Annotated in this window: 15 protein-coding genes; 12 read left to right on the top strand and 3 right to left on the bottom strand. The window is 37.4% G+C overall.

Translation table 11 applies throughout. The features are described from left to right. Positions 1-5 precede the first annotated feature (5 nt). The 6 genes from ABWU87_RS08000 (at position 6) to ABWU87_RS07975 (ending at position 7,709) form a co-directional block, all read left to right on the top strand. Complete coding sequence (locus ABWU87_RS08000; protein WP_353329685.1) at positions 6-1,454, top strand: calcineurin-like phosphoesterase family protein; 1,449 nt, start codon at positions 6-8, stop codon at positions 1,452-1,454. A 13-nt stretch (positions 1,455-1,467) separates the two neighbouring features. Continuing rightward, positions 1,468-2,883: a sialate O-acetylesterase gene (locus tag ABWU87_RS07995; protein WP_434533874.1), complete on the top strand. Its 1,416-nt coding sequence runs from the start codon at positions 1,468-1,470 to the stop codon at positions 2,881-2,883. 70 nt (positions 2,884-2,953) lie between these two features. Next, the gene (locus ABWU87_RS07990) at positions 2,954-4,234 is read left to right on the top strand and encodes an alpha amylase family protein (protein ID WP_353334435.1); all 1,281 of its coding nucleotides are present in this window, start codon (positions 2,954-2,956) and stop codon (positions 4,232-4,234) included. Positions 4,235-4,252: 18 nt separating this feature from the next. Beyond that, positions 4,253-5,662 (top strand): DUF5009 domain-containing protein, encoded by a 1,410-nt coding sequence (locus tag ABWU87_RS07985; RefSeq protein WP_353329684.1) that lies wholly within the window; start codon positions 4,253-4,255, stop codon positions 5,660-5,662. A gap of 102 nt (positions 5,663-5,764) precedes the next feature. Next, the gene (locus tag ABWU87_RS07980; RefSeq protein WP_353329682.1) at positions 5,765-6,844 is read left to right on the top strand and encodes an SGNH/GDSL hydrolase family protein; all 1,080 of its coding nucleotides are present in this window, start codon (positions 5,765-5,767) and stop codon (positions 6,842-6,844) included. 475 nt (positions 6,845-7,319) lie between these two features. Further along, the gene (locus tag ABWU87_RS07975) at positions 7,320-7,709 is read left to right on the top strand and encodes a hypothetical protein (RefSeq protein WP_353329680.1); all 390 of its coding nucleotides are present in this window, start codon (positions 7,320-7,322) and stop codon (positions 7,707-7,709) included. A gap of 294 nt (positions 7,710-8,003) precedes the next feature. Here the strand turns inward: ABWU87_RS07975 and ABWU87_RS07970 are convergent, their stop codons facing one another. Beyond that, complete coding sequence (locus ABWU87_RS07970; RefSeq protein WP_353329678.1) at positions 8,004-8,132, bottom strand: hypothetical protein; 129 nt, start codon at positions 8,130-8,132, stop codon at positions 8,004-8,006. Between the two features lie 396 nt (positions 8,133-8,528). Continuing rightward, complete coding sequence (locus tag ABWU87_RS07965) at positions 8,529-8,663, bottom strand: hypothetical protein (RefSeq protein WP_353329676.1); 135 nt, start codon at positions 8,661-8,663, stop codon at positions 8,529-8,531. 392 nt (positions 8,664-9,055) lie between these two features. Between ABWU87_RS07965 and ABWU87_RS07960 the strand changes: the two genes are divergently transcribed. After that, positions 9,056-12,940, top strand: a complete 3,885-nt coding sequence (locus ABWU87_RS07960) for a Pls/PosA family non-ribosomal peptide synthetase (protein WP_353329674.1) — start codon at positions 9,056-9,058, stop codon at positions 12,938-12,940. 79 nt (positions 12,941-13,019) lie between these two features. Here the strand turns inward: ABWU87_RS07960 and ABWU87_RS07955 are convergent, their stop codons facing one another. Then, the gene (locus ABWU87_RS07955; protein WP_353329672.1) at positions 13,020-14,819 is read right to left on the bottom strand and encodes a DUF4091 domain-containing protein; all 1,800 of its coding nucleotides are present in this window, start codon (positions 14,817-14,819) and stop codon (positions 13,020-13,022) included. Positions 14,820-15,195: 376 nt separating this feature from the next. On the opposite strand from ABWU87_RS07955, the gene ABWU87_RS07950 reads away from it, so the two are divergent. The 5 genes from ABWU87_RS07950 (at position 15,196) to ABWU87_RS07930 (ending at position 25,533) form a co-directional block, all read left to right on the top strand. Further along, entirely contained in the window at positions 15,196-15,768 is a 573-nt protein-coding gene (locus tag ABWU87_RS07950; RefSeq protein WP_353329670.1) for an RNA polymerase sigma-70 factor, read from the top strand. Between the two features lie 55 nt (positions 15,769-15,823). Further along, complete coding sequence (locus tag ABWU87_RS07945) at positions 15,824-16,861, top strand: FecR family protein (RefSeq protein ID WP_353329668.1); 1,038 nt, start codon at positions 15,824-15,826, stop codon at positions 16,859-16,861. 476 nt (positions 16,862-17,337) lie between these two features. After that, on the top strand, positions 17,338-20,517 hold the full coding sequence (locus ABWU87_RS07940) for a TonB-dependent receptor (protein ID WP_353329666.1): 3,180 nt from the start codon (positions 17,338-17,340) through the stop codon (positions 20,515-20,517). Positions 20,518-20,547: 30 nt separating this feature from the next. Further along, the gene (locus tag ABWU87_RS07935; protein WP_353329664.1) at positions 20,548-22,161 is read left to right on the top strand and encodes a RagB/SusD family nutrient uptake outer membrane protein; all 1,614 of its coding nucleotides are present in this window, start codon (positions 20,548-20,550) and stop codon (positions 22,159-22,161) included. Positions 22,162-22,350: 189 nt separating this feature from the next. Then, positions 22,351-25,533: a discoidin domain-containing protein gene (locus tag ABWU87_RS07930; RefSeq protein ID WP_353329662.1), complete on the top strand. Its 3,183-nt coding sequence runs from the start codon at positions 22,351-22,353 to the stop codon at positions 25,531-25,533. Positions 25,534-25,552: the final 19 nt, after the last annotated feature.

The following is a 25,552-nucleotide window of genomic DNA, read 5'->3' as shown; positions in this document are numbered from 1 at the left end:
ATAAAATGGATAAAATTACAAAAAAAATATTCTTTTTTTCCTTTTGGATATTTGTCGGCATTGCCTTAGTCGCCCAGGGGAAAGAAATCAAAGGCAGAGTTACCTGTAATGGTAAAGGTATATCTCAGGTAACGATTACAGATGGCACCCATTGTACCCGAACAAATGCAAAAGGAGAATACAAACTCTCTTCTATGGATGCTTCTTACGTTTATATCTCTACTCCGTCAGGATATCTTACTGATGTAGAGAATACTGTACCACTGTTTTATCAACGGATAGAGTCTGATAGAACTTCATATGATTTTGAGTTAAAGAAAAATTCCAAAGATGATGTCAGACACGTCTTCTTTGCGCAAGCGGATGTTCAGCTAATAGACCAAGAGAGTATAGAATCTTATAAAAAAATATTGAATGATTGCAATGATCTGGCTAAAGAGTACAACTCGAGTTATGATGTATTTAGTGTTGACTGTGGCGATATTTTAGGAGATGCTCCTGCATTGTATCCTTCATATATAAAAGCTGTCAGTATACTCGATTTTCCTGTTTACAGAGCAATAGGCAATCATGATATGAATTATAACGGACGGAGTCATGAGACATCTTACAAGACATTTGAAAAACATTTTGGACCAGCCTGGTATTCATTCAATAAAGGAAAGGCGCACTATGTAATTCTTAACGACAATTTCTTCATTGGACGTGAATATTTCTATATGGGTTATCTGGATGAAAGGGCACTTTCATGGTTAGAACAAGATCTATCTTATGTAAGCGAAGGAACACCTGTTTTTGTGATAATGCATATTCCGTCTCAATTGCAGGAAAACAAAGTTTCATTCCAGTATACATATAATGGTATTGCCGGTCAAATGACAAATGCTTCCGCTTTGCATGAATTGCTGAAACCTTATAAGGCACATATTATTTCCGGACACATGCATTACAACCAGAATCTGGTTTATTCTTCTGGTTTGATGGAACACATCACAGGTGCAGTATGTGGTGCATGGTGGAGCGGTAATTTGTGTCTGGATGGAACTCCGCAGGGGTATGGTGTTTATGAGGTGAATGGCGATAGTGTACAATGGTATTTCAAAAGCTCCGGTTTTCCCAAAGAACATCAGATGCGTGTTTATGCTCCCGGATCTTCAAAAGAGTATCCCAAAGATATTTTAGTGAATGTCTGGAACTGGGACAAAAACTGGAAGGTAGAATGGGTAGAGAATGGGCAAAATATGGGGCAGATGTTGCAGTCTACGGATAAAGATCCTGAAGTTGTGGCCCTTTGTAAATCTAAAATGAAATTAAAATATGACTGGATCTCTGCTATTCCTACCAATCATCTTTTCCGTGCAACCCCTTCAAAGGAAGATTCGGATATAGAGATAAGGGTAACAGACCGTTTTGGACATATCTATTCTGAAATAATTAAAGTAAAATCTTTATAAATACATAATGACGATGAGAAATAACAAATGGTTGATTTTGCCTTGCCTGTTTTTGGCAATGTCAATGCAAGCAAAGATATCGCTTCCATCAATTTGGAAAGACAATATGGTTTTGCAACAACGTTCTGAGGTACATTTTAGAGGGAAAGCGACTCCTGGAAAAGAAGTCTCTCTGACTGCATCTTGGAATAAAATAAGGATTAAAACTAAAAGTAATGAAAAAGGGGAGTGGGAGACTGTTGTCAAAACTCCATCAGCGGGAGGTCCTTATGAAATAAAGATATCAGACGGAGAACTCTTGGTTCTAAAAAATATCTTGGTTGGTGAAGTTTGGTTTTGTTCCGGTCAGTCGAATATGGAGATGCCGGTAAAAGGTTTTCGCGGACAACCGGTATTTGGATGTCAACCTTATATTGTTACAGCCAATCCACAGCGGCAACTTCGTCTGTTCACTGTAAAAAGAGATTGGAGTACCACCCCAAAAGAAGATGTAGAGGGTTATTGGTCAGAGTGTTCTTCAAAAGAGGTTGCCAATTTTAGCGCAGTAGCATATTTCTTTGGTGATCTTTTACAGAAAACATTGGGTATTCCTGTTGGATTGATTCACTGTTCTTGGAGTGCTTCCAAGATTGAGACGTGGATGGACAAAGAAACTTTATCACATTATCCGGAAGTAGATCTTTCTGTTTTAAACAATAAAGAATTTGCTTATCCAAACGGAACTCCAACATTGCTTTATAATGCGATGGTGAAACCATTGGAAGGCTTTCCTGTGAAAGGAGTTGCCTGGTACCAGGGAGAATCAAATAGTGCAAATCCTGCATTGTATAAGAAACTTTTCCCAGCTCTGGTTTCTCAATGGAGAACATTTTTCCGTTCACCGGATATGCCTTTCTATTATGTTCAGATTACGCCTTGGCAAGCTGAGGGGAAAGATCTATTGAACAGAGCATGGTTTCGTCAATGTCAGCTGGAGTTAATGAAAGAGATTCCTAATGTGGGAATGGTAACTACAACAGATGCCGGTAGTGAAAAGTTTATTCATCCTCCTTACAAAATCAAGGTCGGAGAACGACTTGCATATTGGGCTTTGGCTCGCACCTACGGTATCGAAGGAATTAGTTATTGCGGTCCGATCTATAAAAGTTGTAAGTTGAAAGATAATGTTGTAGAACTTCAATTTGATTATGGAGAAGATGGTATGACACCCGAAAATGAGGAACTCAAAGGATTTGAAATAGCCGGATCAGATGGAAAATTTGTGCCGGCACATGCTGAGATAATTAATGGGTCATCCAGGATAAAGGTTTGGAGTGAGTCAGTGTCTGTTCCAACAGAAGTTCGTTATTGTTTCCGTAATTATATGGAAGGCAATCTTTGCAATAATGTAGGCATTCCAGCTTCTCCATTCAGGGCTGAGGTTAAATAAATTTTAATTCTAAAAATAAAACACCATGAAAAAACTTCTTTTAATTGTAATGACTTTCTTTACGGTAGCCATGGTTGGCTACGGAGCAACCGGTAAAAAAGCACCGGTAAAGAGTAAACCGGCATTGATGTGGTTTGATGCTACAGCAAACTTTGCTCGTTTTAGTAACCCTGATTCGATAGATTTCTATCTGAAAAAAATTAAATCACTAGGCTTTACTCATGCAATTGTTGATATCCGTCCTATCACCGGCGAAGTACTTTATGAAAGTGCTTATGCTCCTCGAATGGAAGAGTGGGGAGGATATAAAAGGAAAAATTTTGATTTTCTGGGATATTTTATCAAGTCAGCACACAAACTTGGACTTCAGGTACACGCTTCATTGAATGTTTTTGTTGCAGGTCACAACTATTTTGATCGTGGATTGGTTTATACCAATCATCCGGAATGGGCATCCATGGTTTATACCGCTGATAAAGGAATCGTCTCTATTACTCAACAGAAAAAGAAATACTCGGCCATGGTAAACCCAATTAACCCTGGTTTTCAGAAGCATATTCTTAATGTTCTGAAAGAAGTGGTTAAAAAGTATCCTGCTCTTGATGGTCTGATGCTTGACAGAGTTAGATATGATGGCATTGAAGCTGATTTCTCGGATTTATCTCGTGAAAAGTTTGAAGCATATATTGGCCAGAAAATAGCCAATTTCCCTGCTGATATTTATGAATGGAAAAAAAATGCAGAAGGTAAATATTATCCTGAAAGAGGAAAACATTTTCTGAAATGGATTGAATGGAGAACGAAGAATATCCATGACTTTATGGCCTTGGCTCGCAAAGAGGTTAAAGCCGTGAATAAAAAAATCTCATTTGGCACTTATACAGGAGCGTGGTATCCTTCTTACTATGAGGTGGGGGTAAACTTTGCCAGCAACAAGTATGATCCTAGCAAAGATTTTGACTGGGCTACTCCTTCCTACAAAAATTATGCTTATGCAGAGTTGATTGATTTATATACAACCGGAAATTATTACACAGACATAACTAAGGAAGAATATCTTAAAAACAAACGTAGTATCTGGAATGAGACAGACAGTCAGGCTCAGTCGGGAACATGGTACTGTGTTGAAGGTTCTTGTGAGAAACTGAGGGGAATCATGAAGAATAATAAGTTTATGGGTGGTATTCTGGTTGACCAGTTTTATAATAACCCTGCAAAACTTACTCAAACAATTGAAATGAATCTGAAAGCTTCTGATGGTCTGATGGTATTTGATATTGTGCATATTATTACCAAGAATCTTTGGAAAGAGGTTGAGGCAGGAATGAAAGCCGGTGGAGCATTAAAATAAAAGATAAAAACAAGAAAAATGAATCAGAGAGCTTATGCCTTAGATGCCTTACGCGGATATGCTATCATTACAATGGTATTATCATCAAGTATTGCCTGGGGAATTCTTCCAGCTTGGATGTATCATGCTCAGATTCCTCCTCCGGATCATATATATAACCCCAATTTACCTGGACTTACATGGGTGGATTTAGTCTTTCCGTTTTTCCTTTTTGCAATGGGAGCAGCCTTCCCTTTTTCAGTTGGTAAGAGGATTGAAAAAGGTGAGAGTCATTTGCGCCTTTTATGGGATGCACTTTCAAGAGGGTTACAACTTACGGTATTTGCTATTTTTATTCAGCATTTTTATCCGTATGTATTAAGCTCCCCTCAGGATGTTCGCTCCTGGGTTTTGGCTCTTGTGGCTTTTGCATTGCTATTTCCCATGTTTATGAGGATACCATTAAAAATGCCTGCGTGGGCTCATTTTGGCATTAAGCTTTTTGCTTATGTAATGGCTTTTATCCTTTTGACAAATGTGAAATATGCTGATGGGAGAGTGTGGAGTCTAGATTATAGCAATATAATTATCCTCGTATTGGCAAATATGGCTTTTTGGGGAACCAGTCTTTATCTTTTTACCCGAAAGAACAGGTGGCCCCGGATAGTTGTTCTTGTTTGTCTGATGGCTATCATGTTATCTGCAGGAATTGAAGGATCTTGGGCTAAAGCCATGTACAACTTCACACCCTTTCCATGGATGTATAAATTTCTTTTCTTGAAATATCTTTTCATTGTAGTTCCTGGCACTATTGCCGGAGAGTACCTCATGGAATGGATCACCGGAAGGAGTGTTAATACTAATAAGGAGTCAAAGAATGAACGACGGTTATCTGTTTTATTGCTATTACTTGCAACAGTTCTAATAGTTCTAAATCTTTGTCTACTTCAGTCCCGGTTGGTGGAGATTAACGCTGTTGCAACTTTTATTCTGTTAGTTACAGGTTGTGTTCTGTTAAGAAAAACAGAGGAGGGGTATCAGAAGTTATGGAAAAATCTGTTTTATGCCGGAACTTATCTGCTGATAATTGGACTCTGTTTTGAATCTTATGAAGGTGGAATAAAAAAAGATCCCTCAACTTTCAGCTATTATTTTGTAACTTCGGGATTGGCGTTTATGGCTCTTTTAATATTCAATATTATTTGTGATTATTATGGACATATCAGGAGCACCAGATTTTTGGTAATGTCGGGTCAGAATCCAATGATTGCCTATGTTTCCAGTAATCTTTTGATTATGCCTCTTTTGGGGCTTTTAGGTATAACACCACTTCTTTCGTATTTATCAACCGACCCTTGGTTGGGCTTTTTGAGAGGAGTGATTATTACTTCTTTAGCTGTTTTGGTGACTATGTTTTTTACCCGGATTAAATGGTTCTGGAGAACATAGCACAGATCTCTTTTTAGAGGATAAAACCTAATAAGAATCTGGGAATAATGATTGTAAAACATAATGACGTAGAACCACTGTTGAAATAATTTTTAAATAACAATGATAAAAATAAAAAAGTTAGTAAGCTTGTTTGCACTATGCTGTGTTTTTATGACAACTAAGGCGCAAGTTAAATATTACGATGCGGCAGTCTTTCCTTTGTATGGCAAAATATCCGATCAGACAGAAACCCGTTACGAACGTCTGCCTGCTTCCATAAAAGATATTTGCCGACCTCCGGTTTGGGGACTAGGTAAAAACACTGCCGGGTTAGCTATTCGTTTTCGTTCAAATTCAAAGAATATTTCCGCCAGATGGACACTATTGCAAGATTATCATATGAATCATATGGCTGGCGTTGGAATCCGTGGTTTGGATCTTTATTGCCTGGAGAAAGGAGGCTGGCGTTTTGTTAATGTAGGAAGACCTGTTGGAAAGGAAAATGCAGCCACCATTATTTCAAATATGAATGGCGAGGAACGTGAATATATGCTTTATCTGCCTTTATATGATGGTGTTACTCACCTTGAGATTGGAATCGACTCTCTGGCTTCAATAGAACAGCCGCGTGTCGAGTCTCCTGTCCGCAAGAATCCGGTCATTTATTACGGTACAAGTATTTCTCAAGGAGGATGCGCCAGTCGTCCAGGAATGGCACATACCAATATTTTATCCCGCCGTTTGAACAGAGAATTTATCAATCTTGGTTTTAGCGGTAACGGACAGTTGGATTATGAAATTGCAGAAATAATAACCGGCCGCGATGCTTCTTTAATTGTTTTGGATTTTATGCCGAATGTGAATTTGAAGCAAATACACGAGAAAGCAGATAAATTCTATCAGATTTTGCGAAGCAAGTCTCCAAATGTTCCGATATTATTCATAGAGAACCCTATTTTCCCTTTCAGTGACTATGATTTGAGCATGCAGAACGTCCTTAAGGATAAAAACGATGCTTTACGGGTGTTTTTTAAAAGCTTAATAAAAAAGGGAGAAAAAAATATCTATTTTCTGTCATCTGATAAACTTATCGGGACCGACGGAGAAGCTACAGTTGATGGTATCCATTTTACTGATTTAGGTTTTCAGCGTTTTGCTGATTGCCTCTATCCGGTAATTAAATCAAAAATGAAAGACTAGTTTAATTAATGAATAGTTAGTTGGGCGTATTGGTTACGCTGTTGTTTTGTTGTGTTTTTAGTTGGTTTAGTTTGGTGAAGTGTAAGAATAGGGATAACTCTCTTTTCTTCAACTAAGGATTCCGGGAATTCATTCTTTCCCGGAATCCTTTTTTTATAGCAAGATGTTGTTTTTTCTGGAGTTTTTCTGTATCGTTTTCTTGTCTTTTAAACTTTTAAGAAAGTGTTTATAAAAAAATAGCAACTTTTGTGTATAAGATTACAAAATATACTATTTTTATACCTGATAAGAAATGCATTCTGTTGTACTATGAATCAGCTTCTTTTTAAGACTGCATTCATTTTTTTTGTTGTTGTGTTGATATAAGTCCAGACCTGTAAATGCAGAATAATTTTGTGACAAACAATCGAGTATCTAAGAAATGTTGTAAGCTTCAGATTAAATGAATATAATGATTAATTAATGCACTTAAATTATGAAAAAGAATATTTTATTATTAATCTTAATGTTAGTTTCTGTATTAGGTTTAAATGCTCAAAATTCAAGTGAAACTGTTTATTGCGATATTGTTGGAACAGAAATATTGTTTAGTAATAAGATTACTGTTGATATTGACTTTGGTCAGAAATCAAGTTTCTGGACAGATTACAAAGAGAAAAGATTAGTGGATGAAAAAGGAAAACCAATCAAATTTAATTCGATGATCGATGCCTTAAATTTTATGGCAAAGTTAGGGTGGGAGTTTCAACAGGCTTATGTTGTAACTACAAATGATCAGAATGTATGCCATTGGTTGATGAAAAAGACTCTAAAAGAAGGTGAATCTATTAATGACGGAATAAAGACCTCCAAAAGCATTAATTAGGTATTATTGCCTGGAGTGAAGTTCTGTATCATAGTTATTAAAGAAATTAAGAGGACTTTTTAGCTTATTTTATTTATTCTTCATTGATCTGCTGACTAATTGTACAGTGAAGCATTCAGATGTATTTATTAATTATATAAATACTCTCAATTTGCCTTTCCAATGCATTTAGGTTTGAATCTAGATTCCGCAGACAGTTGATCTAGGTACAAAAAAAAGGCCATCAACGCCCAATTGCGAAGAAAGCCTCCTCTATCATGAAAAACTACTCTCTTAATTTTGTTTGTTCAAACGCTACTGTTTGTTTTTGATCAGCTTTTGAAGCTTGGCGTTTAAACTTTGGCACATTGCACCTTTACCTGCAGCCTGGTATCTTTTAATCTGATACCGAAGCAATGAAATTTCATTCATCTTTTCTTTCATAATTTTACATCTTTTTTTGCTTACCACGTTTTGATAAGCGGTTCTTGTTACTTTCTTAATTCAATGCAAAGGTACTGATTTATTTGGAATAATATGTTTTATAACATAAAAATATACTAAATGAAGACTGATTTAACAATGTTTAATAATGAATATTAAGATTTGGGACAAAAAAGGATACTTTTCAAAAATCTAGAAAATAAAGGCCTTCTATTGTCTGTTTATTTTTCATTTTGTCTGACTCCTGTAAATTAAAAATGCATTTGCCTTGTAAGGTGAATATAAACCTGAAAAATAATGATTTTTAAGCTGGTCTGAAATAAAAAAAAGGCAATCGACGCCTTATTGCGAAGAAAGCCCTATCTATTGTTTGGAAACTATTATCTTTTTAAGATGCTATGCTGCAGCCTTTTCTTTAATCAGTTTTTGCAGCTTTGCATTTAAAGTCTGGCACATTGTACCTTTACCTAAAGCTTGGTATCTTTTGATTTGATACTGAAGCACTGTGATCTCATTCATCTTTTCTTTCATAATTTACCTCTTTTTTTGCCTACCACCTTTTGGTAAGCGGTTTAACTTTTACTTTTTTATTACGCTGCAAAGATAGCGACTATTTTTGTATTTATGCTATATAACATATAAAAAAGTGCTGGATTTAACAATATTTTGTAGTATATGACGCACAATGGGGTTTATTATATGGTCTTTTACACGAGTCTTACGACTTCATTCAAAAATTAACTAAAAATGTTATGTCCCAGATTTAAAATTTACTATGTTTATAATACAAAATGAATCGTCTTAAGTCAAATAACTATGGAAGTATGATGCTTTGTTTCTTTTGACATTCTATAAATCCATAAAAATAGAGGAAAGGCATAATTTCTTTCATAGCCTGTTAATTGATATAATATAATAAGGTTATGTTTTTAGAGACGTTTTTTGAAGAGTCAGTCCTTTCATATCCTGACGCTATTGCTATTGAGCAAGGTAATACTCGGTTAACTTATGCAGAAGCTGATAGGACAGCCAATAGACTTGCTCATTTTCTGCAAGCAAGGGGCATTGGCGTTGAAGATAAAGTGGCGATTCTGTTGCCTCGGTCGTCTCATGTACCCATTGCCATGCTTGCAGTCCTGAAATCCGGAGCTGCTTATATTCCTCTTGATCCTGAAATTCCTGCAGAAAGGCTTAACTTCATCATGCATGATGCTGAAGCAAAAATGCTTATTACATCTAATGAGATTCTTGAAAGGTTAGGAGTGCAGTTGGACCATCATCCCATATTTAATATTGATTCTCATTTGCCCGAATTGAATGACTATCCTGATAATAAGCCAACTGTGATAAATCGCACACCTAGTGACTTGTGCTATATTATTTATACATCGGGAACAACAGGTAATCCCAAAGGGGTATTACTCGAGCATCGAAATGTTGTTAATTACATTTGCGGTGCACAGCAAATTTATCCTTTGGCACATTCGGACAGAGCTTTACAGGGATTTTCGGTTTCATTTGATGCATCTGTCGAAGAAATCTGGGTAACCTTTTCAGTCGGAGCCACCCTGGTAATTGGAACTTTTGAAATAATGCGATCTGGCGATCAATTGGCTGCCATACTAAATCAGTTAAAAATTACATTCCTTTCGTGTGCTCCTACATTACTTTCAATGGTAAAAGAGGACATGCCAGACTTAAAGATATTAATTTTTGGTGGAGAGGTTTGCCCAAGAGATATTGCTGTCAGATGGTGCAAACCAGGGCGTTTGGTATTTAACACTTATGGACCTACAGAAACCGCAGTAATTGCAACCTATTCGTTATTGAGTTCTAATGAAGATGTAACGATAGGTAAACCTTTGAAGGGGTATGATGTGTTACTGGTTAATGAGCAACTTGAAACTGTATCCTACGGAGAAGAGGGCGAAATCCTTATTGGCGGCGAAAGCGTTGCACGTGGATATTTAAATAGGAAGGAGCTGACTGCTCAAAAATTTATTGAAACAGATAAGTTTAATGGAGTTCGTAAACGATATTATCGCACGGGCGATCTAGCCAGATATGCCCCTAATGGCGAGCTGATTTTTTTGGGAAGAGCTGATGCACAAGTGAAAGTTCGCGGATTCAGGGTTGAATTGGCAGAAATAGAAAGTCTGCTGATAAAATGTAAAGGGATACAAGCAGCAGCAGTAAAGTTGGATAGTAGTACACAACAATTGGCTGCCTATGTTGTGAAAAACGAAGAACAAGAGATAGATCGTGAAGAGGTAGCAAAGTTATTACGGCAAATGCTCCCATATTACATGGTTCCATCAACGCTGGATGTTATTGCGGCATTACCAATGACGTCAAGTCAGAAGATTGATCGTAACCGTTTGCCGCCACCTCAATTACCGTTGGTATATTCTGCGCAAAGGAAGATTCTTCCTCCTTCCACAATGATTGAACATGAGATGGTTAAAATTATATCTCGAAATATCAATAGAAATGACGTCTCAATGGACGATAATTTCTTTGACGATTTGGGAGGGCATTCCTTATTAGCGGCTATCGTTGTTTCGGAGATGCGAGAATTGAAAATGTTTGAGAATATGTCGGTAGCCGACGTATACAAATTTCCAGTTCTCTCGGATCTGGCAAGGGAACTTGAAAAAAAGAAACCCAAAGAGGGTGCAAGAGACTCAGAAGAACGTGATATTTACACCCCTTCGAAATTAAGCTATTACACCTGTACTTTTTTTCAGGGAATCTCTTTGCTGTTTCTGATTTTGCTTTTTGGAATGGAGTGGCTGGGGCCGTTCCTGGTTTATTCATATTATTATCAGGCAGAAAACGGAGTGTTCTATTCCCTTTTTATGAGTCTTCTGATGTATTTTTCAATATTGCCTGTGCTTTCAATATTTGCCATTATTTTCAAATGGATTGTTCTGGGAAAAATTAAGGCGGGAAAATACAAGCTTTGGGGTAGTTACTATTTCAGGTTCTGGATTGTGGATAAAGTGATCAGCATTTGTCCAACAGTTTATTTTACCGGAACCTCAATGATTAATCTGTTTTATCGATTGGTAGGTGCAAAAATTGGGAAAGATACCTATATTAATACTTCTGCGGTTTCAGCGTTCGATTTGTTGAGCGTCGGAGACAATGTAAGCATTTGTACAGATTCACACTTAAGAGGATATATTATTGAAGATGGTTACTTAAAGATAGGAACCATAGAAATAGAGGACGATGTTTTTATAGGAACCAGATGTTGTTTGGCTCATAATACAAAAATGGAAAGAAATAGCTCAATTGAAGATTTAACTCTGGTTCCCGAAGGTTCTACTATTCCCCATAATGAAATTTGGGGTGGTTCGCCTGCTTCAAAAATAGGGATGAATGAACCTCAGGAACATATAAAACTCTGGTCGAAAAGGTTTACGCTGCTTTCCTTATTCGGAGTTTTTGTTATACCGTTAATTACCATGATTGCTTATTTCCCTGGCATGATGTTAATCACCCACTTGGACTTTACTTCTGAAAAATATCATTTCCTTTGGATGACAATCGGTGTTGGTTTTTCATTTGTAGTGTTGCTTACTTCTATCATTACAATTCTTAAATGGCTGCTGCTTGGAAATATTAAAGAAGGTAAATACCCGTTAAATAGCCTGTTTTACTATAAGAAATGGTTTTTCGACCAGTTGATGAAGTTGAGTCTACAGGTAATTGGTACACTTTACACCACACTTTACCTACAAATCTGGTTCAAGAGGTTAGGGGTAAAAATGGGCAAACGGGTAGAGATCTCGACGGTTGAATTTATTTCACCCGATCTTCTGGTAACCGGTGATGAGTGTTTTTTAGCCGATTCGGTTTCAGTTGGAGCTTGTCATGTTCGTAACGGCTATATGAACATAGCCAAGACATACATCGGTAACCGGACATTCGTAGGGAATAGTGCAGTAATCAGTCCAAGTACACACTTAGGAAACGATGTGTTGGTTGGTGTACTCTCAAAGATGGATAATGAAAACCTTCCAGCAAAAGATGGTACATCCTGGTTTGGGTCTCCGGCAGTATTTTTACCCAAAAGAGATATTAATCGTGATTTTCCTGCAGAACAAACCTATAAACCTACTAGGAAACTTTTTATCCAACGTTATACGATAGAGTTCTTTCGTGTAGTCTTGCCTGCAACGCTTTTTATCTTCTGTGCTGCTTTAGTTACTAATGCAGTTTCATTCCTGCAAGTGGAAAAAGACCTTTATGAACTGCTTTGGGTCTTCCCATTTCTATATATTGGTGCTGCAATTATAGGTACACTAATTACTGTTCTGTTAAAATGGACGATTATAGGTGAATATTCAACGGCAAAAAAGCCTTTATGGAGTAATTATGTATGGAGAAGTGAATTGATAACCGGGGTTTATGAAAACTTTTTAGTATTCTTTTTATTAAATGTCCTTACAGGGACTCCGTTCATTAAATATCCCTTACGTTTGCTTGGTTGTAAGATAGGAAGCAGAACCTGTTTGTTTACCACTCAGATTACAGAGTTCGATTTGATCAGAATACGGGATAATTCGGTGTGTAACGACAACTGTACACTACAGACTCATCTTTTCGAGGACAGAGTCATGAAAATGTCGTATATCGACATTGGAAAAAGGTGCAGTGTGGGTGGCATGTCTGTGGTTCTTTATGATTCTAAAATGGAAGATGATTCCATATTAGATCCATTATCTGTTTTGATGAAGAACGAAATCCTTCCTGCAAAGAATCGATTTGTCGGAGCTCCGGCTATTAAGACTGAGGGCTGATGAAAATAAAGGAGGTTGTTTCTGTTTTTCGGGAAACAACCTCCTTATATGAATGCTTTATCTGAAAGCTTAATACACTTTACAACGAATTTATCGCTTTACATGCTTTTTCAACTGTTACAGCAGCCGGAGTATTAGGAAAATCATTTAGATTGAATGAAGAGAGAATCTTTTCAATTTTCTTCAAGCCGGCTTTATCGCCCTTTTGTTTGAATTCATTGCGCAGGATGGTTATTTTTTCATGCGCCTGAATTCCTTCAACCATTCTTTCAAAACGGATGGAACTGCGTGCTCCCGGATAAATCAGATAAGTGTCTCCACCTGCCCATGAACGGAATCTTGAATCGAGCAGTGGCTCAAGCGGCCAGCTGTTGTATGCCCATCTCAAATAGCCATCGAGACCCTCTTTTGCCGAGAAGTAGCTTATCCAGGCCGATTCTGCCGGAGCCGAGAACGTAAATGTGTTCGGGTCTGGTTCGGTGCAACAGGTGTAATTGGTGCTGTATTTATGTTCCTGGCGACGGCGTTCCAACACCTTATCGGGGAACGATTGCGAAATGGTGATGCAGTAATCAAAAATATCCGGTTCAATTTCAGCGTGGTAGTTGCCAGCTAGGGAAACTTTCCAATTCGGATCGGATTTTCTGATAACCTTCAGTGTTTTTTGCATCACTTCCATTGGACGTTCGTCCATGGCGATGGTGCATATATCAAACCATCCTTTTTCTTTGAGGTGTTTTGAGAAGGAGGAGAGGAAAGCGGTCCATAGTTCATCATACTCTTTCTCTCCGGGAGCTGCATTGATGTATTTCACCGAGTTGGTTGCTTGGTCGAAATATTGGAATGAAAGTTCCCAGGGCACCATAGAATAACAATTAATCTGTTTGTTGATGCCTAGATTCATCATGAATTCCACCCATTTGTCAAGTACGGTATAATCAAAATACCAGGTGCCATCTGCTTTCTTTAACCAGGTAACCATTGATTCGAAACAATCTTCAGTCTGGCAGTTCCACGGATGCTCCATAATGGAGGCTGTGATTACTTTCTGTCCGGCATCAGCCAACATCTTCATGAGAGGGCGCATTGCATCGAAGTGCTCTTTACTCCAGAGTGGAACCTGGTTGTAGCGTGCAACAGCAAAAGGACTTTGCCATAAATCAAGATGGTATGCCCATTCAGCAGGTGCCGGAAGCGTACGGTTGCCCACCTCGATTTCCAGTTCCAAACGTGCTAACTGTTTATTGTCACCTTTCACAATTAATGCTCCTTTATAAATACCTGAAGGAGTAGTTGACGGAACCTGACACTTCACCCAGATTGCCTGAGCATTCATCTCTTCCAAGTTCATTTTCGAAAGAAGATGGTCGATGGGATCGGCGACTAACAGGGAGTCGTATTTAGAGTGATCGGGCCTGTGGCCGCAACCTCCTTTTTTATCTTTATTCAGCTCGTCGGTCATCACATAACGAACGAACCCTCCGGTGAAGGCACTGGCAGGGAGCGCTATTCCTTTGTTGCTTTTGAATTCGGTGAATGTGTATTGCAGATCATTGATTTTTTTATTGCTCCACACTACAGCCTGTGCACTAACCCTTTCTCCTTTCCAGGCCGATAATTTCAGTTGAGTTTGCTTTTTAAGGGTGGGGACTTCACCTTTTGCGTAACGCTTATCGGTACTTCCCCAGGAAACACAAGGGCGAGAAACAATATTCCATGCTTTCTTGTCAGGTGATTTAGGGTCGGGCAATTCCTTGTATTCATTCAGAGGAAAAGGCTTTTGGCCGGTTAAAGTTCCACATTGTGTAATACCTTGTTGCGCACATAGGGATACAGTACCCAAAGTATATGCCAACAGCAGAAAAAGTTTTCGTTTCATTGTAAATGTGTTTTTAAGTGGTTGGTTTGTTTTAAGAGATTGTCATTAGTTCACAAAAATAATCATTATTTTGTTTTAATGGTCGAACTGAAAATAAACCATCTTGTTTTTTATGTAATAACTGATATAATCATTAATAATATTTAATGAATACTGAACTTGCAAACTTTTTCCGGAAAAAGTTAAGTTGTTGATTTAATTAATGACTCACATTTATCATATAAAAATTCCGATTCGTATTCCTAATTTTTAGCCTCATATCCATAAATTGCATTTTTTTGTGTAAGTTTGGGCCGATTTTAATTTTGCTTATTTTCTTCTTTAATTGATATAACTATAGGGAGCCCACCCTTAAGTGAAGAAATAGTACTGTACAATGAATGAGGAACATTATTTATTATTTGAACTTAAACAAGGAAACAAAGAGGCTTTTACCTTGCTTTTCCAAAAATATTATAAGGATTTAGTCTTGTTTGGAGGGAATTTCTTGTATGATAAGGTGCGATGTGAGGACATAGTTCAGACGATTTTTTTAAAATTATGGTCAGACAGAGAGGTGCTTGTGGTAAATACTTCATTAAAATCATATTTATTGAGAGCTGTCCAAAATAGTTGCCTAGATGAAATAAGGCATAATCAGGTGAAATATGAACATGAATCATATACCGCAGCATTTGGGCTGGATGATAATGTCGATACTGAGAACTACATTCTTTATTCAGATTTACAAAATCATTTAGATGAAGCATTAAGTAAATTGCCAGAGGCATGTCGGCTTGCCTTTGAAATGAATCGCTTTGAAGGATTGAGATACAAAGAGATTGCTAGCCGTCTTGATGTTTCTGAACGGACTATAGAAGTACGTATAGGGAAAGCTATTGGGTTGTTACGAGTGTATTTAAAAGAGTTTTTTCTACTTGTATCAATGCTACTTTTTAAAGAACTATAATATTTATGTGGTAAATAGATTATGGAACGTCATAATATAACTAAAAGATATAAGCATGCAAGTAAATAATAATATAGATATATTGATAGCCAAGCATTTTTCGGAGGAGTTGACTATTGATGAAGAAAACATGTTGACATCTTGGTTGAATGAAGATGTCAATAATATCGCATATTTTAATCAGTTGAGAAATATTTGGCAGGTTTCTTATCCTTCATTCAACCCAGAAACAATAGATGTTGCCAAAGCTGAGAAAAAAATAATGAAGACAATTAAGGTCAAGAGATGGACCCAGATGCCTGCTGTAGTATGGTGGCAGAGAATAGCTGCAATTATTATATTACCATTGTTTCTATTGATGGCATATTTGATTAACAAAGAAAAGAATTTAACTGCAGAAGTTGTTTATCAAGAAATCTTTTCCCCTTTTGGAGTACGTTCTCAAGTTAATTTGCCTGATGGTTCAAAAGTTTGGCTCAATTCCGGGAGTCGTTTAAAGTATCCAGTTGTCTTCAAATCAGGAATCCGTGATGTGTATTTATCGGGAGAGGCCTATTTTGAGGTTCATTCTGATAAAAACAATCCTTTTATGGTTAAGACTGCTAATCTGGCTGTGAAAGCAACTGGTACGGCTTTTAATGTTGAAGCATATTCCACAGATTCTGTGATTGCAGTGACACTTGTGCATGGAAAAGTAAATGTTGAATTAAATAATGATAGAAACATAGCATTAGTACCCAATCAACGTCTCAGTTACAATAATAAATCTAATAGCTATAACTTAGCTAAAGTTGATACTTATAAATGGTGTACATGGCGAAATGGCATCTTGGTTTTTAGGAATGACCCACTGGATTATGTATTTAAGAAAATAGGTCAAATGTATAATGTTGATATATTAGTGAAAGATACACAAATTGCATCTCAACCTTATCGTGCCACTTTTGAAGGTGAATCTTTAGAAGAAATTCTACGTCTAATGAAAATGACAGCTCCTATTCGCTATAGAAGGACAGAAAGGTTTAAAACAAAAAATGGAGAGTTTAGTAAAGAGAAAATAGAAGTTTATAAACAGAAAATTAATGAATTGTAATTCCCGGTTTAATAAACACATGTTGGCGATTTGAATGGTTATTAAATCTTTTGTCGTTTACAATAGAAAAAAAGCTCACATTCTTATGTGGGCTTTTTTTTTAAAAACGTCTTTGTTAAGGATGGATATAAATCAGATTTAAACACAGAGAAATGATTGCGGATTTTATCTTTTATTAATAATACAGTCCTTAACTTATAAATTATACAAATGATGAGAACTAGTACTTAACACACACGTTTCAACAAAGAGGTATGAAAAGAAATTCTGTAATACCTAATTTTTTATTAACCAAATATGTTTAATTAACCTTTATAATGCATATGAATTTATTTTTGAGGAAACAAATGAATTTCTATAGAAAAGTTGCTGAAATAAAAAGTTCTCGACGATTTTTTATGATATTAATTATTTGTTTCATTGTACAATCGTTTAACTCGACAGTATTTGCTCAGTCCGTAAATCTGTCACTTGATATGAGAAATGTTCCCTTGGAACAAGTGTTGAATGTTATTGAAACAAAAACAGATTACCATTTTTTGTATAATCAACAATTGGTAAACGTAAAACAAAAAGTAACTATAACTAGTAATAAACAAGATCTATTACAAATCTTGAATGAATTATTTAAAGGTACAGATTTGAATTATAACATTAATGGAAAACAAATTGTACTGAGTAAAAAAGAAAAAAGGACTCCATTAGGAACACGTAATAGAATATATGGTGTTGTAACTGATAAGAATGGTGAAACAATTATTGGTGCCTCAATAGTTGAAAAAGGAACAAATAATGCGACAGCTACAGATATAGATGGAAAATTTGAACTTGATCTTTCTGATAAGTCGGTTTTAAAGATTTCGTGTGTTGGTTATTCCCCTGTTGAAATAAAAGTCGGTGATAATAAAAAACTAGCAGTTACATTAGCAGAATCGTCTCAAGTATTGAATGAGGTTGTTGTTGTTGGATATGGCACTCAGAAAAAAGTAAACCTCACTGGTTCAATTGAGACTGTAACTGCTAAAGATTTGGAAAATAGGCCTTCAACAACGATCTCTTCGGCCCTTCAAGGGAAAATGGCCGGAGTTACAATCGTTCAAAAGACGGGACAGCCTGGCTCAGATGGTGGTTCAATCTATGTTCGTGGACGCGGAACCCTTAATAGCACAAGCCCCCTTGTTATAGTTGATGGAGTTCCTGGAAGTATGGATGCAATTCCTCCTTCCGACATTGAAAGTATCACAGTACTGAAAGATGCGGCTTCGGCAGCAATTTATGGTTCTAAAGCGGCTAATGGTGTAATCTTAATAGTTACCAAGAAAGGCGAAAACCGTGCCATGAAGGTTACCTACAATACCTATATTGGAACGCAAACCCCAACTAGCCTCCCTAAAATTCTGGGTTCACCGGATTATGCGGTATTGTTGAATGAAGCGTTGGTTAATGAACATAAAAGCCCGAAATACACTGCTGAACAAATACAGAAATTTAAAGACGGCAGCGATCCAAACCATTATCCCAATACCGATTGGTTCGATCTTCTGTTATCAAGAAATGGATTCCAACAGAACCATTTTCTAAAGATGGATGGTGGAACAGATAAAACAACCTATTACATGTCATTCGATTATCTTGATCAGTCGGGAAATATTAAGAATACCAATTTTGACAGATACACATTCAGAGCAAACATTGAAAGTCAGGTATACAAACGTCTTAAACTTGGGGCCAACCTTTCATATCGCTATTCAGACAAAATAGAACCAGCACAACCTTATTATGATTCATTTGGGTATTTTTACTCTGAAGCTGAAAAAGACCCACCAACAATTGTTGGCAGATACGACGATGGAACATCTGGGTATTACCGAAATGGCGGATTGGCAGCCTGGATTGATGCAGGTGCATTTTCCAAAGACAATGTTAAAGATTTAAACGGGATTTTTACCGCAGATCTTACATTGGCAAAAGGGCTAACATTAAAAGGTGTAGCTGCTATCCGTCATTATACAAGTGTTTACAACCGTTTTATTAAGGAAATTAAATACTACAACTACGATACAAAAGCGTTAATTAAGATTTCAGGACCAAATAAAGAGACAGACAATTCACAAAACATGTCCGATGTCAATTTACAGGCACTCTTAAATTATGAAAAGTCATTCGGAGAGCATAATATCCATGCTTTGGCAGGATATTCTCAGGAAGCATATCGTCTTGATTATCTTGGGGCAGAACGAACTAATTTCGTGAATAATTCTATCGGCGAAATTAATGGTGGGTCAGAAAAAACGATGACTAATAGCGGTTATGCTACTGAATATGCTATGCGTTCATATTTTGGTCGTCTAAATTATGATTATAAGAGTAAATATCTGCTTGAAGCAAACCTTCGTGCCGATGGTTCCTCTCGTTTTGCAAAAGGGCATCGATTTGGCTATTTCCCTTCTTTCTCGGCAGGATGGCGTGTGTCTGAAGAGAGCTTTATGAAGGAGCTTGATTGGATTTCTAACTTAAAGATTAGAGCGTCCTATGGTACTACTGGTAATAATGAAGTTGGTAATTACCCCACGCGTTCCTCTTTAGAGTCGACAAGTATTGTAATGAACGAAGGGATTGTGGATGCTATCTATCAAAAATATGCTGCAAATACGGATATTAAATGGGAAACAACAAAAACTAAGGATTTGGGATTAGATGTTTCTGTTCTTGATAATCATTTATCTGCGTCGGTTGATTATTTTGATCGCCGAACCGATGATATCCTTATGAGTTTGCCGCTTCCTGGTACTTTTGGCTTGGAACCTCCTAAACAAAATGCTGGTTCTATCGGAGTTACCGGTTGGGAATATCTGGTAAGCTATCAGAATAAATTGGGAGATTTTAAATATTCTATCAGCGGCAATGCCTCCTTCACTAAAGAAAAAATTCTTGATTTAAAAGGTACCGGACCTTATATCAGCGGTAATACAATCCAGCAAGTCGGATCTCCTGTGAGAGCCTTTTTCGGATATGAGTGTACCGGGATTTTTAGGACGAATGAAGAGTTGACCAGTCATGCTAAACAAGATGCTAATACCGGCTTAGGTGATTTAATCTATAAGGATCAATTGACTGAGGATACAAACAATGACGGAATTCCAGACGTTGGAGATGGTGTTATTAACGAAAAAGACCGTGTTATTATTGGAAATGATGTACCTAGTGTTACCTATGGTTTTAACCTTACTGCTGATTATAAAGGATGGGGTGTTAGTGCCTTTTTCCAGGGAGTTAATGATGTAAGTGCTTATATGAGCAGTTTAAACAGGGCAACAGACGAGAGTTTCAAAGAACAGCATTTGGATAGATGGTCTGCCGAAAATCCGGATGGTTCATTCCCAAGAAACTTGTATAGCTGGTCTCAAAATAAAAAGCCATCTTCATTTTGGATTAGAGATGCCTCTTATTTGCGACTGAAAAATCTTCAGGTTAGCTACACATTCCCTCAATCTATAGTAAAGAAGTTGAAAGTAGATTTCTTACAACTTTATTTTAGCGGCCAGAATCTTCTGACATTTACGTCATTACTCGATGGATATGACCCGGAAAATGCAGGTGCAGGATATTATCCTCAAGTAAAGACTCTTTCACTTGGCCTCAATGTAAGGTTCTAATTCTTTTAGTCTATTTTAATTATGATAAATATGAAAAAGTTTAAATCAAAATCAATATATAGTTTACTATTGATCGCATTGTTTTCCACATCCTGTGATGATGGTTTTCTGGATAAAAAACCACTGGATAAACTGTCTAATGATTCATTCTGGACGAGTGAAAATGATGTTGTACTTGGTCTGAATGCTTGTTACCCGGTAGATAATTACTGGAATACATTCTGGTTTGATGGTTTGTCGGACAATGCCTTTTCACAATTTGCCTGGGATGGAATTCAAAACATAGGCAATGGAACTGCAGACCCTGTAATGACAGCTCAATCTGATGCCCGTAATGAATGGGACTTTAAGAAAATTCGTATCTGTAACAATTTTCTTGAAAATATTGACCGTGTAACTTTGAGTGATGCCAAAGCAAAAGAGTACAAAGGACAGGCTAGGTTTATCAGAGCCTACGAATATTTCTGGAGGTCTCAGATATATGGTGATTTTCCATTGGTTACAAAAACGTTGGGAGTTAAAGAGAGTTTTGTTCCAAGAAATCTAAAATCTGAAGTTGTTGATTTCATCCTCAGTGAACTGAATGAAATATCAGCTCCAGGGTATTTACCTCTGAGTTATTCAGGTGATGACAAAGGACGCATAACACGAGGTGCTGCATTGGCATTAAAAGCCAGAGTTGAACTGTACAATAAAAAATATGCAGAGGCTGCAACTTCAGCAAAAGCTGTAATGGATCTTAACCTATATGAACTATTCCCTGATTATGAAAAACTGTTTTGGGAGGAAAGCGAAAGTAAGAATAAAGAAGCAATTCTGGAGCAACAATTCTCAATGGTAAAAGACGACTATAAGAACTGGATGGAACAATCTATCGGGTCGCGTAGTGCCGGTGGTTGGTCATCGGTTGCTCCTGTTCAAAGCCTGGTTGATGCTTACGAATGTACTGATGGTAAAAGAATAAGTGAGTCTCCTCTTTATAACCCTGAGCAACCATATCAGAACAGAGACCCTCGTCTTAAGGCCAGTATAATATGTCCGGGAGATACCTGGCAAGGGGTTTATGATCCATACTCTAAAAACAGTTCAGACAACTATAAGCTAAATAATGCTTCACCAACCTGTTACCAGATACGGAAATACATGAATCCTAGTGAATCTACCAATGACGGCTCCGGAGCCAATGTTATGTGCATCCGTTTCGCTGAAGTTTTACTAACTTATGCCGAAGCTAGAATTGAACTTGGAAGTATTGATCAGACTGTTCTTGATGCCATTAACTCAATCAGAGCGAGAGCGTATGGTGTAACTTTGGGTGAAACGACTAAATATCCTGCAATAACTACATTCAATCAAGAGGAGCTAAGAACAATTGTTCGTAATGAACGTAGGGTTGAACTAGCACTTGAAGGATTGAGGTGGTATGACATTCAACGTTGGGAAATTGGACCTCAAGTAATGCCAGGTACAGTATATGGTGCCCGATTGGGAACTGTCGATGAAAATGGAAATCTGATATTCACTTCTCCCGACCATTTGATTCTTGAACAAAGATCATTTGATCCGGCCAAGAATTATTTATGGCCTGTTCCTCAAAAAGAGAGAGACGTGAATCCAAAGATTACTCAAAATCCAGGTTATTAATTTACTCTTTGAAAAATACTAATTTTCTATTAAATATAAAAAGGAGGGCGGTAATACTTCTCTCCTTTTTATTTACCTCGCAAACTACCTGACGATGGATATTATAGGAGCGATTACCAGATAATTAAAATGAAGCAACTATTTTGAATAAAATGAGAAGTTAGAGTTTTGCTAATAAACGTCTTACATATGAAAATACAACTGAAATACCGGGTTTTATCTTTAACAACTCTTTTTTGCCTGATACTCGGAGCGAATGCTCAAAATTCCATGTCGCTTGCCGGAAAATGGGAATTTAAATTAGACCCGATGGATATGGTGAAAATTGCCAGATTTACTGATCCGATGAATGATTTTGTACTCTTACCAGGTACAACGGACAGCAACCAAAAAGGGATTAAGAACCCGTGTACTCATTATAGCCGCTTGTCTCGTAACTACGAGTATTGTGGCTTGGCATGGTATAAAAAAGAGGTGATAGTTCCTGAAGAATGGCACCAAAAAACAATTGAACTGTCACTTGAACGTGTTCTATGGAAGTCATGCATATATATCGATGGAGTGTATCTATCTGCTTATGAAAGTTTCTCTACACCACACACCTATAATTTGAGTAACGTTTTAACACCTGGAAAGCATACTATTACGCTGGGTGTTGATAATAGAATTCCTGTTGGATTCAATAGATGGTGCCACGCATACACTGATTTTACTCAAACCGACTGGAATGGAGTTATCGGTCATATGGAATTGAAAGCTTACGATCAAATACGAATCAAAAACCTCGAAGTTTATCCCAATGTAACCAATAAAACTGCTAAGGTTGTTTGTGAGGTATACAATGTTACTTGTAAGAACTTTAATGGAAATATTGTTTTTAATGCCAAAGTGAGAAACTCAGGCAAGAATCATGCAATAAAACAATTCACACTTCCTGTTTCGGGAAATGACTCCATCGTTACGGCTACAACCATTATCCCTATGGGCGACAAAGTGCAACTTTGGGACGAATTCACGCCTGCTTTATATAAACTGACTGCCGGTCTTTCTGCAAAAACTGCGGATGGAAAATTATATTCGGATACCAAGGAAGTTACTTTTGGGATGCGTGAGATGGGATACAATGTACACCATGTTACAGTCAATGGACATCCTGTATTTTTAAGAGGTCTTGTTGAAAATGCTGTTTTCCCAATTACAGCTCATCCAGATATGACTTATGACGGTTGGTTGCGTATCTGTAAAATAATTAAATCTTATGGATTTAACCATATCCGTTTTCACTCTTGGTGCCCTCCCGAAGCAGCCTTTGAAGCTGCAGATGAAATTGGCATCTATCTACAACCAGAACTACCAGCAGCAGTCGTTGTTGGAAAAGATCCTGCAATAGAGCAAATTGTTAAGGAGGAACAGAATCGCATTCTTAAAGCTTATGGAAATCATCCGTCGTTTGCCCTTTTTGCTGTGGGAAATGAATTGAAAGGTGATTTCAGCTACATTGAAGCACTTGTTAAACATGGTGTAGAAACCGACAAACGTCGCCTATATACAGGTTCTACTGCCAGAGCCCATGTGGATAGTGAACAGTTTTATGAATCGCATGTTTCTCCTGTGGGAACGATTACTACTTACGGTGCAAAAGGACCTCAGACTGATTACGATTTGCGTGTAGCTTATGACGGGCTCAAAGTGCCAGGCATAGCTCACGAAGTAGGTCAACGATGCGTGTATCCCAATTTTGATGAAATGAAGAAATACACGGGTGTGCTTTCACCCCGAAATTTTCAGATTTTCAAGGACACCCTTACTGCACATGGCATGCTTGATCAGGCGAAAGATTTTTTCAACGCATCGGGACAAATGACCAACTTCCTGTATAAAGAGAGTATAGAAGCTCTACTTCGTACTCCAAATTGTGGTGGTTTTTCTCTTCTTGGTTTAAACGATTATCCAGGACAAGGAACCGCATTTGTTGGCATCTTGGATCCTTTCTGGGATTCTAAAGGGATTACAACATCCGAAAGATTCAGCGAATCTTGTTCTCAAACAGTTCCACTGCTATTGATGAAAAAACGTACATACTTTGGAGACGAAACTTTTAATGCCAATGCAGAGATCCACCATTTTGGAGCCAATGCGCTTCGCAATCTTAAGACATCGTGGGATATAAAGACACTATCAGATGAGACAATAGCATCTGGAAAGTTTAATATAACAAATGTTCCAGTAGCGACGGTTGCATCTTTGGGAACTATTTCTGTTCCGTTAAATACGATAAAGGTTCAGCAAAAACTCATTGTTACAATCTATGCCGGGACAGGAGTTAAAAATTCATGGGAAATCTGGGTGTACCCTCGATTGAAAGAAGAGGCTGCATCCAATAAATTCATTGTTTCCAAAACACTTGATAAAGAAACAATCGCAGTGCTGGAAAACGGGGGGAATGTACTTCTGCTTCCCGATGTTAAACAGCTGAATGGTTATGGAAGTGAATTCCAAAATATGTTCTGGAGTCCAATCATGTTTCAATGGGAACCAATGTCGATGGGCACCTTGGTAAAAGACAAGCATCCTATATTCAAGGAGTTTGCGACTGAATACTATACTAATTGGCAATGGTGGGAAATTGTTTCTGGTTCAAAAGTTTTAAATCTAGAAGGAACATCCAATGATTTCAGGCCATTGGTGCAAGTGATTGATAATTATGCCAGGTGCAAAAAACAGGGTATCCTTTTTGAAGCGAAAGTTGGGAAAGGTAAACTTATAATGACTTCGATCGATTTTGAAAAGGATAAGGATAAGTTGCCTGCAAGCCAACAATTGCTTTATAGTATCAAGAAATATATGGCAAGTGAGGATTTTAATCCGAAATCAACGATTTCAGTTTCGTTTCTGGAGAAAATGTTTAAGAAGCCATCCATAATGATTGGGGCCAAAGTTCTTTCTACCAGTAGTAACGAGAGAGGTAGTGAAGGGGATAAAACCATTGACGGTGATCTCCGATCATCCTGGAATTCGTCTTACGGCGATCCTAAAAATATGATGCAGACTAACAGGCAAGAAGTTGCGGATTACCCTCATGAAATACAGATAGAACTGAACGGGATCAGTGATTTTAAAGGATTTGTGTACTATCCGGACCGAGCAGATGATAAAGGCAGGATCCTGGAATATGCTTTTTATATAAGTGCAGATGGTAAAAATTGGGGAACACCTATAGCGAAAGGATTTTTCAAGAGAGGAGGCGAACCTCAAAGCATTGTATTTGACAAAGTACAAAGATCCCAATACATTCGTCTTGTTGGATTGAGCGGGTTTGATAGAAGCACTCGTGCTTGTGTGACTGAGTTAACGTTAATTCCTTCAAATTAAGGGGGTATTCTCATAAATG

It is taken from the genome of Bacteroides sedimenti, assembly GCF_040365225.1.
Taxonomy (GTDB): domain Bacteria; phylum Bacteroidota; class Bacteroidia; order Bacteroidales; family Bacteroidaceae; genus Bacteroides; species Bacteroides sedimenti.
The sequence above is the reverse complement of the archived record's forward strand: the minus strand, read 5'-3'. Positions and strand labels throughout refer to the sequence as shown.

Coding starts and splice junctions, on each gene's coding strand:
- ABWU87_RS08000 (WP_353329685.1), top strand. CDS start 6: ATGGATAAAATTACAAAAAAAATATTCTTTTTTTCCTTTTGGATATTT.
- ABWU87_RS07995 (WP_434533874.1), top strand. CDS start 1,468: ATGAGAAATAACAAATGGTTGATTTTGCCTTGCCTGTTTTTGGCAATG.
- ABWU87_RS07990 (WP_353334435.1), top strand. CDS start 2,954: ATGGTTGGCTACGGAGCAACCGGTAAAAAAGCACCGGTAAAGAGTAAA.
- ABWU87_RS07985 (WP_353329684.1), top strand. CDS start 4,253: ATGAATCAGAGAGCTTATGCCTTAGATGCCTTACGCGGATATGCTATC.
- ABWU87_RS07980 (WP_353329682.1), top strand. CDS start 5,765: ATGATAAAAATAAAAAAGTTAGTAAGCTTGTTTGCACTATGCTGTGTT.
- ABWU87_RS07975 (WP_353329680.1), top strand. CDS start 7,320: ATGAAAAAGAATATTTTATTATTAATCTTAATGTTAGTTTCTGTATTA.
- ABWU87_RS07970 (WP_353329678.1), bottom strand. CDS start 8,132: ATGAAAGAAAAGATGAATGAAATTTCATTGCTTCGGTATCAGATTAAA.
- ABWU87_RS07965 (WP_353329676.1), bottom strand. CDS start 8,663: ATGAAAGAAAAGATGAATGAGATCACAGTGCTTCAGTATCAAATCAAA.
- ABWU87_RS07960 (WP_353329674.1), top strand. CDS start 9,056: ATGTTTTTAGAGACGTTTTTTGAAGAGTCAGTCCTTTCATATCCTGAC.
- ABWU87_RS07955 (WP_353329672.1), bottom strand. CDS start 14,819: ATGAAACGAAAACTTTTTCTGCTGTTGGCATATACTTTGGGTACTGTA.
- ABWU87_RS07950 (WP_353329670.1), top strand. CDS start 15,196: ATGAATGAGGAACATTATTTATTATTTGAACTTAAACAAGGAAACAAA.
- ABWU87_RS07945 (WP_353329668.1), top strand. CDS start 15,824: ATGCAAGTAAATAATAATATAGATATATTGATAGCCAAGCATTTTTCG.
- ABWU87_RS07940 (WP_353329666.1), top strand. CDS start 17,338: ATGAGAAATGTTCCCTTGGAACAAGTGTTGAATGTTATTGAAACAAAA.
- ABWU87_RS07935 (WP_353329664.1), top strand. CDS start 20,548: ATGAAAAAGTTTAAATCAAAATCAATATATAGTTTACTATTGATCGCA.
- ABWU87_RS07930 (WP_353329662.1), top strand. CDS start 22,351: ATGAAAATACAACTGAAATACCGGGTTTTATCTTTAACAACTCTTTTT.